This is a genomic window from Lacinutrix sp. Bg11-31, from assembly GCF_002831665.1.
Taxonomy (GTDB): Bacteria; Bacteroidota; Bacteroidia; order Flavobacteriales; family Flavobacteriaceae; genus Lacinutrix.
In genome coordinates this window covers 2994526-3006822 of record NZ_CP025118.1, presented here as the reverse complement: position 1 = coordinate 3006822, position 12297 = coordinate 2994526, and the positions used below count along the sequence as shown (strand labels likewise).

Below are 12297 nucleotides of genomic sequence, written 5' to 3'. Positions count from 1 at the left end.
AAAATGAGAAAAGTACTATTTGTATTAGCAATATTAAGTGTTTCGCTAATTAATGCACAAGCGTTTGAAGGTAAAGGAGATCAGAAATTTCAAATTGGAGCTAATCTTCAAGATTATGCGTCTGGTTTAAATGTTAGTTACGATTACGGAATTGGAGAAAACATATCTGTAGGTATATCTACAACATATGCACTAAATGTTAAAAATAACGACATCCTTGATGCAGATTTTGGAGATCGTTTTGATATTAAAGCACGTTTTAATGCTAATTTAGGAAACGTTATCAATATTGATGATAATTTTGATGTTTATCCTGGTTTAAGTTTAAGTACTAAAAACTTTGGTGGTCATTTAGGTTTTCGTTACTTATTTACTGATGGTTTTGGAGTCTACACAGAATTTAATACACCATTAGCAAAATATAAAGAAACTCCTATTGGAGCAGAAAATATTCACAATCAATTTAGTGTAAACTTAGGAGCTATATTCAATTTATAGCATCTAATAAGCCTTAACTAAAAAGCCTTTCAGATTTAAAATTTGAAAGGCTTTTTTATGCTTTACTTTATTAATTCATTCACTTTATCGTAAACCAAATACGACTCCCACCCTCTATACAACAAGTAGTCTATTAGCTTCTTTTTTTTCTTCAGCTTATTGCTTTCCATTATAGAATCTGCTCTTTTTTCGGCTAAATCGTTAAAAACATCGGTATACTCATCAATATCTATTTCACTTATTGCGAGATTTATATTAATTTTAGATATGTCTTTTCTCTTAAGTTCAAGAGTTAATCGACGTCTCCCCCATTTTTTTATATTGAACTTACCTCTCACATATGTTTTGGCAAAACGTTCTTCATTAAGATAGTTCTGCTCCAAAAGATGACCTATGATAATATCTGTTGCTTCAGGTATCATATTTAAATCTCTTAATTTTTGCCTTACTTCTTTATGACAGCGTTCTTGATAAGCACAGTAATGCTCTAGCTTTTTTTGAGCCTCGGCAACTGTAAACGATTTATATTTTTGGTGCATGTACCAAAAATAAGCTATTAATTAATAACCAAAATGCCCTTGTTATGAAACATATAAAAACACTTTTAATTCTACTATTTGTTTGTAATTTTGGCTTTAGTCAAACTACTATTTATTCTGAAGACTTTTCTGGGCAATTAAACAAAGGAGCTTATTACAATAATACTACTGGTTTAACAGAGACTGATCTCTCTGGAGTTAATTGGACAATTGATATCTCTAGTGTAACTTTTGATAGCAGCCTAGATAAATTTCAAGTAGTTAGTGGACCACGTTTTCTTGAAGCTAGAGATTTAGACAGTCCTGGAATATGGTACTCACCAACAATTAACATAAGTGCTTTCACAGATATACAATTCTCCTTAGATGCAACAGAAAGCTCTCCTTCTACCGATAATCTTGAAAATGCTGATACTTTTACAACAGAATACCGTATAAATGGTGGCGCATGGACGCAAGCAGGAAACAATGGTTTTATTCAAAATGATTATTTAGATACTGTGGTATCCCATAATGTTTTATTAAATGGTACTACATTAGAATTAAGAGTTACTATTGTAAATAATGGAGATGATGAGCGCATGCGAATAGATAATATTCTAGTAGAAGGTACTGCTCCAACATCACCAACCATTACAATTAATCCTAATTCTAGTAGTATTTCTCCATTAAACGTTGTTGAAAACAACGTTTCTTTAGTTGCTGAAACTTTTACCGTTCAAGGTTCTGCACTAACCAATAATATTGTTTTAACCTCTCCTGCAGATTTTGTTATTGCCACAGTAATAAATGGCCCGTATACCGCTTCTATTACATTACCACAAACAGGAGGAACAGTGAATTCTACAACAATATATACGCAGCTAGCTTTTGGTTTAGCAGTTAATACTTACAATGGAAACATAGCTGTAAATAGTACAGGAGCAACAACTGTAAATGTAGCTGCATCTGGAACAGTAATTGCCCATATACCTGCTACAAGTTGTGGTGAATTATTTATTTCGGAATATCATGAAGCTCTTGGAGGCACGCCAAACGAACAGTATATAGAACTCTACAACCCAACAAGTACAACTATAAATTTATCTAATTATAGAATTGCTCGATTTAGAAATGGTCGAGTTAACTTTAGCCCAGACATAAGAACAATACCAGTTGGACAAGGAACAATAGCACCATATTCTACTTTTTTAATTGCTAGAAATAATTCTACTTTATGTAATAGTAGTATTGCAAATTATTGTACTGGAAGTAATACTATGAATTTTGATGGTAACGATGTTATTGCTCTACAAGACTCTAACGGTCTAAATATAGATGTAATTGGTGTATTAAATATAAATAACAATTTTGCTCTAGATGTAGACTTAGCTAGAAACCCAGATATACAAGTACCAACAGTTACTTATAATACTGCAGATTGGGGATCAACAGGATCTAATAACACTTCAATGTTAGGGTGGCATAATAACGAATGCCTATGCACCTCGACTACAACTTGGGAAACTACTGGTTGGAGCAGTGGTCCTCCAAATGCATCTACTGCTGCTATAATTAATGCTTCTTACAATACTTTAACCGAGGGAAGTATAACAGCATGTTCACTAACAGTTAATATTAACGCTATTTTAACTGTTCAAGATCTTTCTTTTATAGATATTGAAACTAATATTATTGTATATGATAACGGAAAAATTCTTGTTCAAAAAAACGGTTCTGTTGTACAAAACAATTCTAATGGAAAAACTGTGATTATAGATCCTACATTAGGAGAAATTAGTGTTACAAAACAAACTGCGCCAATTAACAATTGGTACGAATACACGTATTGGTCTTCTCCTGTTCAAGGAGCATTAGTTCAAGATGTGTTTTTTCAAACAGATGCTAATAGACGTTTTTGGTTTGATGCAAATAATTTTCAGGATTCTACAATGGAAACAGGAAACAATAATGCGACTGTTACTGGGCAAGACGATGTAGACGATAATGGAGACGTTTGGCAAATAGCCGCAGGTACAAATGTTCTATTGCCAGGTGTAGGTTATGCTGCAACACTCTCTGCAATAAGCTTTAATTCTTCTACTCCGGGAATTGGATATGCTCATATTTTTGAAGGTCCTTTTAATAATGGGACTATTAGCGTTCCTGTAGTTAGAAATGATGCAGAACTATCCGATTTTAATAACAACTTTATTGGTAACCCATATCCTTCTGCTGTAGATGTAGATCTTTTTTTTGCAGAAAACATAACATCTACAGGTATTTTAGAAGCTCCTATTTATTTATGGTCGCAGAATACTACTCCTTCTGGAAGTACTAATGGAAATTCTAACCTAAATTTTGATACTTCAGATTATGCAGAAATTAATTTAGGAGGAGAAACAGCAGGTGGAGATAATGTTACACCTAGCCGATTTATACCTTCAGGACAAGGCTTTTTTACAAACTTCTCTGATACTTACCCAACAACTTCTGGCAACGTTATTTTTAATAATAGCATGCGTGTAACAGGAAATAACAACCAATTCTTTAAAACATCAAGCAGCCAAAACCCAATTACAAGAGACGTAATATGGCTTGACTTAACATCTGACAATGGTGTAAGAAACCAAATTTGTATTAGCTACCTAGATGGAGCAACTGCTGCTTTCGATGGTTCGTCTTACGATTCTTTTAAAAGAACACCTATTGGTCTATTTGCTGTTTTATATTCTATAATTCCTGGGGATGATAAAAAAATATCAATTCAAGGTAAATCTAGTAGCGACTTAAGTTTAGACGAAGAAATACCTATTGGAATAAGTACAAGTATAGATGTTCCTACCTTATACTCTCTTTCAATCCCTCAATTAGAAGGTGATTTTTTTAATAACAATACTATTTATTTAGAAGATTCGTTAATGAATACTGTACATGACTTATCTAATAGTACTTATACTTTTACATCTACTCCTGGTGAATTTAATGATCGTTTTAAAATTATTTTTACTAATAATACACTTTCAACAGTAGACTTAGAATCTAGTCCTGAAAACTTTTCTATTATTGAACTTCAAAATAATGATGTAAGGTTCTCAATAGCTTCAAATAATTTAACTATTAAAAGAGTTGAAATATTAGATGTGTTAGGTCGTGTTATTTATAATTTCCGCGGAAGCGAAAATACAGAAACTTATAACCTTTCTAATTTAAGTAGCTCTGTTTATATTTCTAAAATTGAATTATCTAATGGTAAGGTTATAACCAAGAAGGCTGTGAAAAAATAACCTGTGTATAGTTTATAAAAAAAGCTCCATAAATGGAACTTTTTTTATAAACTATACTTTAAAGCAACTATTAAATTTCTTCCTGCTGCAGAAATTCCAGAAGAATACGTTCTATAACGTTGGTCTGTAATATTCTCGAGGCTTGCAGTAATGCTTGTAGATTTATTAAGTTGGTATTGTGTTCTAAAATTCAAGGTGAACCAAGAAGGCGAGTATGGGTTTCCATCGCTATCTAAAGCATACAAATAAGCTTTACCTTGTTCTGAAGGTGCTAATTGATTAAATGATAGAGTATTATTATAGTTAATAAAAGCGTCTGCTTTTAAGGTTTTATTTTGCCATACTAAATGAGTGTTTCCAAAATTAGGCGTTACATGTCTTACAGGTACTTCGATACCATCTGTTTCTTCTGTACCTCCAATAACGTTGTATTGAGATGTTAATTTAAGTGTTTCACTAAAATTAATTTTTGCTCCAACTTCAAAACCATAAATCCAAGATTTTGATGCATTTTGAATAGACTGTACATTACTTAACTCTCCATCATAAAACACTTGAGTTTCACCATTTAAATCTCCATCTCTACGTACTAAAGCATTATCTAAATAAGTGTAAAAGGTTGCTGTATCTAAAACTACAACATCGTTAAAATTTAAAGTTAAGCCTAATTCGCCACCATAGGCATGTTCTGGATTTAAATTGTTGTTTGGGACTACTACTGCACCAGGTTCCGAATCGAAAACCTTACCAATATCATCAATATTTGGTGCTCTAAATGCTGATGAAAAATTAAGTTTCCATTGCATTATTTCGCTAGGATACCAACTTACTCCTGCTGTTCCTGTTAATGCACTTGAGTTGTTTTTAGCTTTGGCAAATGGTAAATCTAGAAACACGTTGTTTTTAGTAAAATCTGCATTTGAAGTTACATTGTTATAACGCAAACCTGTTTGAAATACAACATTAGTATTAGGCTTGTATTTTAAGCTTGCATACACTGCCGCAGATTGCCATGTTGAGCCATCTGGATAACGTGTAACCGTTGGCTCGCTTGTATTGGTTGTAATGTTTTCTTCGACACCAACAGAACGAACAGTATTATGAACATACTCAACACCATAAAAAAGCGCTGTATTTTTTGTTAATCGTTTTTCTAAATCTAGATTAAATGAAAAGGCATCAACACCTTCTTCTCTTATATTTCTTGTATCTGACTGAAAATCTCTATCTATTCTACTTTCTTGAAAATTTTGATAAGCTACTGTTGTTTTAATTTTATCGTAAAGATTAGAATTGCTACTCAATTTGGTTACATTTAAATTCGTCATAAACCATTTTTGTGGTCCATAATACCATTCGGCAGAACGTAAGTTACCTCCTCTATAACGTATTAGTCTATCGTATCTTGGTGTGTTTGATGTCTCTGTATAGAAGACTCCTAAATCGAAAGTTAAGTTTTCTTGAGCTTCGTATCTTGCTTTTTGCATGATATTAAATTGATTGTAACCAGAAAATTTTTGATTGTTTGGATTGCTATTTTCTACAATTACATCTTCGTTATTAGTTGTAACTACAAATTCTGGTCTTATATAATCTTCTGGACCATGGCTTCCCATTCTTAGATCTCCAAAATCGGTATAGCTTGCATTAGTTATAAATGCCCATTTTTTAAACCCGTAATTAACATCTAAATGTGCCGTTTTTTCTTGGCTTGCAGACGCGTACCTAATTACTGCATTGGTTTTAATATATGTAGAGTCTGTAAAAGATACCTTTGGAGTTTTAGTATAAAAACTCATAACACCACCAATGGCATCACTTCCATAAATTACATTTCCTGCTCCTAAAGACACTTCTGTAGATTGAATAGAAAATGGATCGATAGATATTACATTTTGTATGTTCCCTCCTCTAAAAATAGCATTGTTCATTCTAACACCATCTACTGTAATAAGTAATCTATTGGTAGAAAAACCTCTTATCATTGGGCTTCCTCCTCCTAATTGACTTTTTTGAATATATACTTGACCAGTAGATTTTAAAAGATCTGCACTTGTCTGTGGGTTTTCGAAAGCAATTTCTGAGGCACTAATACTAGATATTTTCTTAGGAATGTCTCTTTTATTTTCTTTGAATTTAGATCCAGAAATTACAATCTCGTCTAAACCCTGAGCTTTAGGATTAAGCTGTACTTCTCCATTTGAAATCAATGTTTTTTTAACTGAAGATAATATATAAGACAAATGTTTAAAGTAGATAACATCTGAAGCTTTGAAGGTATCTAAATTAGCTTTTCCATTAAAGTCGGTAACAACACTTTTCGATTTTGTTTTGTTATAAATTGCCGCACCAATAATTGGTTCTTGTGTCTGCTTGTTTATTACCGTAATATCTTGCGCTTGAGTGTAAAAACTAAAGCAAAAAACAATTAAGAAAACGAGTAAATTCTTTTTATTCTCAACTAAATACTTCATTAAATATTTGTAATGATTTTGGTTTTTTAAAATTCCCCAAATGTAATTCAAAATACATTAAAATGAGACTTAAAAAAGTTTGTCTTTGTTTGCTGTTTATTTTAACTAATTCTAAAGCATCAAATGTTGTGCCTAACAGTTGTTTTAGGAGTGTTAAATTTTCATTTGAAATAGAATATTTACTTTCACTTTCATCTTGAAACTTCCCTGCTTCTAAATTAAAATATGGTGCATCAATTTTAGAAACATCTGGATAAAACCCTAAATGTTTTGTTAGATTTAAAAGAAATAACAAATGAAAATTGGCAAAATTATCATGTACATCTAACCATTGTAAAGTCGCTTCAAGATAATTATACAAAGTGTCGTTTTGTTCCTCTTCTTGAAGCGAGCTCGAGAGTACTTCTGCCAAAAACATAACAATAGCACTTTTTAAAACATTAGTATGTAAACTAGAATAAAGATGATTAATTTTCACTTCTTTTATATACTGAAGTGATCTTGATGATTTAAAATCTGTTTCTAATTGAAGTTGTGTTAATAATTGATAATAAGCAACTTTTGAACCTTTTTTAGTTTTTAAAACGCCTTTTAACAAATAACTTACTATACCTTCTTTTTGGGTGTAGCATTTAACTATTAAATCGTTATCGCGATACTTAAGTTTAGATAAAACTATTGCATTTGTAGTTAGCAACATTATCTCACGACCATTAATTTAAGCACTTTAGTTTCGAATGAATCTAAATCTGAAAGCATAACCAGATAAACTCCTGTGGCTACTGTTTGTCCAGACATGTTTTTTCCATTCCACAACGCAGTACCACCATCTATTTCTAGATTGTAGCCACTAAATTTTGTATTAGTTCTTGACTCTGCTTCGGTAACAAGATTCCCTTCAATATCTGTAATTTTTATGTTTACATTTCCGGTAATACCTTTAATTTTAATTTTCTCATCGTTAATATTAAAGTTTGGTCTAACTGGGTTTGGGTAAACGTAAGCTTCTTGAAGATCGCTATCTGGAACAGAGGTTTCACTATTGAAAGAAACAAGACCTTTATCTGTAGCCATGTATACAATACCATTTGTTTCGTCTAAAGCAATATCTAAAATATTATTAGATGGTATTGGAGAATTATCCTTTGTAAAATGATAAATAGTTTCTTGACCATCTGATGAGAAATAATATGCTCCAGTATTTAAGGTTGCTATCCATTTGTTATTTGCTCCATCAACTTCAATATCTGTAATAAACTGTTGATATAACAATTCTACAGGAGTTCCATCGTCAAGCACTATAATCTCTGAAGGCTCAAAGGATGGGTCATCAAAAAATGAATCAGCATTATATATTATTCTTACACCTTTTCCTGTACCAAACCAAACTTGATTTTGCTTATCGACAACTACTGTTCTTACAGTAGGAGATGGTACATTTTTCTCTTCAGATTCAATGTTATGTAATTCACCTGTATCAGGTTTATAACCAATAATACCTTTTCTATGTCCTCCAACCCAAACTACTCCATTTTGGTCTACAGCAATAGATCCATAGCCAATCTCAGTATTTCTATCTAAAATTATCTCACTAAAATCATAAGATTTCCATTCTCCTGTTTCTAAATTAAAAGACTTTAATGGACTTGTTGTTTTAGCATTAGTACACCATAAAATATTATTTTGATCTATTACAGAACCTGCATTTCTAATATCTACACCTGCAGACCAAGAAGACACAAAAGTACTATTGTCCTCACCATATATTACAGTAGGATCATCGTCTTCAACTTCTATTAATCCGTGAACAAATGAACTAATATATACCTTATTAGTATTAAATGGATTAACATGAATTTTATTAAGATTAACCGCATCAAAGACACTATCGAAAGGAATATTTGTCCATTCTTCACCTTTTAAATGACTAAAACCTCTTTTTCTTAAAGGAAATGGATTGTATGAAATTGAATAATCACCATAAGTCATCCACACATTATTATCAATAGCATTAATAGCAAATCCATCATTAGAAAGTGGACATGATGGATGTACCTCTTCCATTATCGTTAAATCTGAAAGATTAGTTTTTAAAATTCCATATCCAGATTTACCACTAACAAATACGCCTTGCGTTCCAATAAAAATATCATTTTCTTCATTAATAACAGCTGAAGTGAAGTTTGTAGGAAAATCTGAATTAGACATCACTACAGCGGTTTCATTAAAAGGATCGGTATTATATAAAAATAACGCATTTAGCGTTGTAACTAAAAGTTGATTATTTAATTTTCTTAAGTCTTTTATTTGGACTGAATAATCTACGCTCTGAACAAAAGAACCTCCAACTATCTCATACAAAATTGTATTATCTCTTGCAATAAACACTTTTTCTCCAATAGATTCAATTTCAACCCAATTTGCCATTCCAATTTGTTCCCATTGCTGATAATCAATTAAATTTTGATTATCTACATCTGCTTTGTAAAAACCACTCTCTGTTGCAACATAAATTTCATTTTGAAATACTGCAATATCATTAACAATTAATTGAGATCCGTTTGGTCCAATAAAATAAGTGTCTCCAAATTCTAAATTATTAATATCATAAAGAGAAATACCGTAATTTGTAGAAATATAAGCTAAACCATTATAAATATTAAAACCATTAATTCTCTTATCTGTTGGAGGAATTGTTGGTTTATTTAAAATATCAACTACAGTTTTTACCTCTTGGCTAGATTCTAAATAAACTTGCATTAAACCATTTTCGAAACCTATTAGTAGCAACCCATTTTCTTCTACGTAATGTATGCTAGAAATGGTTTCTCCAGACAAACCATTAATTGTAGATAGCTCCTCTATTTCGTTAGTTTGAGTATCATATATAAAAATTGCATTTTCAGCAGCTCCAAAAATCTTAGAAGAACCTTGAGAGATGTCATTTATATCTAAAAATGAAAAATAACCTTTCCAATCTCTTGAGTAGTCTTGAGAATAGATAGAAAGTGGGAAAAACAATATTAATATTAGGTGTTTTATTTTCATAACTTATAATTAAGCTTAATATAACGTAGAATATTGCAAAAATATATACAAAAACAAAAAAAGCTTCCTAAAAAGGAAGCTTTTTTTAATATAATATACTATTACTATACAACGCCTTGCGCTAGCATAGCATCTGCAACCTTAACAAAACCAGCTACATTCGCTCCTTTTACGTAGTCTACGCTACCATCTTTTTGCGTTCCGTATTTTACACAAGATTCGTGAATATCATTCATAATCTGGTAAAGTTTAGCATCTACCTCTTCTCTTGTCCAATTATATCTTAAAGAGTTCTGACTCATTTCTAATCCAGAAGTTGCAACACCTCCAGCATTAGATGCTTTTCCTGGCGAGAATAATACTTTTGCTTTTTGTAAAACTTCAATAGCTTCAGGTGTTGTTGGCATGTTTGCTCCTTCGGCAACAACAAGAACTTTATTTTTTACTAAAACTTCCGCTTCTTCTTTATTAAGTTCATTTTGTGTTGCACATGGCATAGCCACATCACAATTTACACTCCAAGGCCTTTCTCCTTCATGGAATTTAGCCGAAGAATATGTATCTACATACTCGCTTATTCTTCCACGTTTAACATTTTTAATGTCCATTATTAATGCTAATCTTTCAGCATCTATTCCGTTTTCATCATAAATATAACCTGAAGAATCAGACATTGTTACTACTTTTCCACCTAATTCTGTGGCTTTTTCACAAGCATATTGTGCTACATTTCCAGATCCAGAAATAACGACTGTTTTTCCCTTAAAAGAATCGTTTTTAGTCGCTAGCATATTTTTTGCAAAATATACAGTTCCATAACCTGTTGCTTCTGGTCTAATTAAAGAGCCTCCATAACTTATTCCTTTTCCTGTTAATATTCCTGTAAATTCATTTGCTAATCTTTTATATTGACCAAACATATAACCAATTTCTCGACCGCCAACTCCAATATCTCCAGCAGGAACATCTGTATTTGCACCTATGTGTCTAAACAACTCAGACATGAATGATTGGCAAAAACGCATCACTTCGTTGTCACTTTTTCCTTTTGGATTAAAATCACTTCCTCCTTTTCCTCCACCCATTGGTAAAGTGGTTAGAGAATTTTTAAATACTTGCTCAAAACCTAAAAATTTAAGAATACTTAAATTTACAGATGGGTGAAAGCGTAAACCTCCTTTATATGGTCCTATAGCAGAATTAAATTCTACCCTAAAAGCTCTGTTTACCTGCGTATTTCCTTTATCGTCAATCCAAGGTACTCTAAAAATTATTGTGCGTTCTGGTTCTACCATACGCTCTAGTAACATTTTCCCTTGATACTTAGGGTTTTCTTCAATAAATGGGATTACAGTCTCTGCAACCTCATGAACAGCTTGTAAAAATTCTGGCTCGTGGCCATTTTTTTCTTTTACTAAATCTAAAAATGCTTGAATTTTATTTTCCATTTAACCGGCTAATTATGTTTTTAATAATAGAGTTCCTCGTTTTGTAGTACAAATATACATTATCTTTAAAAAAGATGTTTATTTTTTTTATATTTCGCAACTAATATTTTTTTATATTTATTTTAGTTTGAAATTATTATGATGCATTTTGTCTATAATATTTTTTTGTTTATCGTGTTTTTATATATTTGTTCGTTTAATGCCTCTAATTCTTGGACATAACTATGCTTGATTCAAAACATTTAGCGAAACTAATTATAATTCTTCTTACTGCACAAGTTTCTTTTGCGCAACTAGGATTTTCTCATGAAGTAGGAATAATCACTGGTCCTGTTGCCTTTAAATCGGATTATGGATTAAGAAGTGAAACTGAGACCAACGCTGGAAATACAGGATTTGGTATTGGAATTGTGCATTATATAAACTTTGCTTATCAAGCGAGTTGTAACTGCTATACTACAGATAATTATTTTAATGATCACTTTAAATTAAGAACCGAAATTTCTTATAATAAAACAAAACTTGAGCATTTTGGAGAATTTGCAGATCCTGCAAAAACAGGAGCAGATGCTAAAAGATTAAGAGCTCATAAAGGTGAAGCAAATAATTTTGATATTGGAATGCAGATTGAATACTTTCCTTTAAGTATTCGTTCATTTCAAGCTTTCTCCTATAAATGGGCTCCTTTTGTTAGTTTTGGTGCGCATTATGTATCTTTCAATCCTAAAGTTAGTTCTACTTACACAGGTACAGGAAGTACTTATTACGCTCCATGGTTTACAGATGCTAATTCAAAACCTATAGATGTTAGTGGAGGAAGTACATGGTCTGTAGTATCAAGTATTGGTGCACGTTATAAATTATCAACCTCTGCAGATTTAATGATAGACCTTAGAGGTCAATATTATTTTAATGATTTAATAGATGGTTTAGACCATGATTTAGAATTCAACAAATATAACGACTGGTTAGTATGGCTTAACTTCGGATACATTTATTATTTAGATTAAGCGCTAATAAAATT

Annotated in this window: 8 protein-coding genes; 3 read left to right on the top strand and 5 right to left on the bottom strand. The window is 31.6% G+C overall.

The annotated features are described in order from the left end of the window. The first annotated feature begins 3 nt into the window (after positions 1-3). Positions 4-498 carry a DUF6646 family protein gene (locus tag CW733_RS13500; protein ID WP_100997682.1) on the top strand — a complete coding sequence of 165 codons (495 nt, stop codon included), beginning with the start codon at positions 4-6 and terminating at the stop codon, positions 496-498. Between the two features lie 62 nt (positions 499-560). Here the strand turns inward: CW733_RS13500 and CW733_RS13495 are convergent, their stop codons facing one another. Then, positions 561-1037: a regulatory protein RecX gene (locus CW733_RS13495; protein ID WP_100997681.1), complete on the bottom strand. Its 477-nt coding sequence runs from the start codon at positions 1035-1037 to the stop codon at positions 561-563. Between the two features lie 44 nt (positions 1038-1081). Here CW733_RS13495 and CW733_RS13490 point away from each other — a divergent pair, with 44 nt between their 5' ends. Continuing rightward, positions 1082-4303, top strand: a complete 3222-nt coding sequence (locus CW733_RS13490; RefSeq protein ID WP_100997680.1) for a lamin tail domain-containing protein — start codon at positions 1082-1084, stop codon at positions 4301-4303. Between the two features lie 44 nt (positions 4304-4347). Here CW733_RS13490 and CW733_RS13485 read toward each other — a convergent pair whose 3' ends face one another. The 4 genes from CW733_RS13485 to gdhA form a co-directional block, all read right to left on the bottom strand. After that, positions 4348-6777: a TonB-dependent receptor domain-containing protein gene (locus CW733_RS13485; RefSeq protein WP_100998841.1), complete on the bottom strand. Its 2430-nt coding sequence runs from the start codon at positions 6775-6777 to the stop codon at positions 4348-4350. Continuing rightward, a complete protein-coding gene (gene recO, locus CW733_RS13480) occupies positions 6761-7477 on the bottom strand; it encodes a DNA repair protein RecO (RefSeq protein ID WP_100997679.1) in 717 nt (238 codons plus the stop codon). Before recO ends, CW733_RS13485 begins: the two co-directional genes overlap by 17 nt. Continuing rightward, the gene (locus CW733_RS13475; RefSeq protein WP_100997678.1) at positions 7477-9825 is read right to left on the bottom strand and encodes an ABC transporter substrate-binding protein; all 2349 of its coding nucleotides are present in this window, start codon (positions 9823-9825) and stop codon (positions 7477-7479) included. The genes recO and CW733_RS13475 overlap by 1 nt, the downstream gene beginning before the upstream one ends. A gap of 104 nt (positions 9826-9929) precedes the next feature. Next, a complete protein-coding gene (gene gdhA, locus CW733_RS13470; RefSeq protein WP_100997677.1) occupies positions 9930-11273 on the bottom strand; it encodes an NADP-specific glutamate dehydrogenase in 1344 nt (447 codons plus the stop codon). A gap of 224 nt (positions 11274-11497) precedes the next feature. On the opposite strand from gdhA, the gene CW733_RS13465 reads away from it, so the two are divergent. Continuing rightward, complete coding sequence (locus CW733_RS13465; protein WP_100997676.1) at positions 11498-12283, top strand: glutamate dehydrogenase; 786 nt, start codon at positions 11498-11500, stop codon at positions 12281-12283. The last annotated feature ends 14 nt before the right edge of the window (positions 12284-12297 follow it).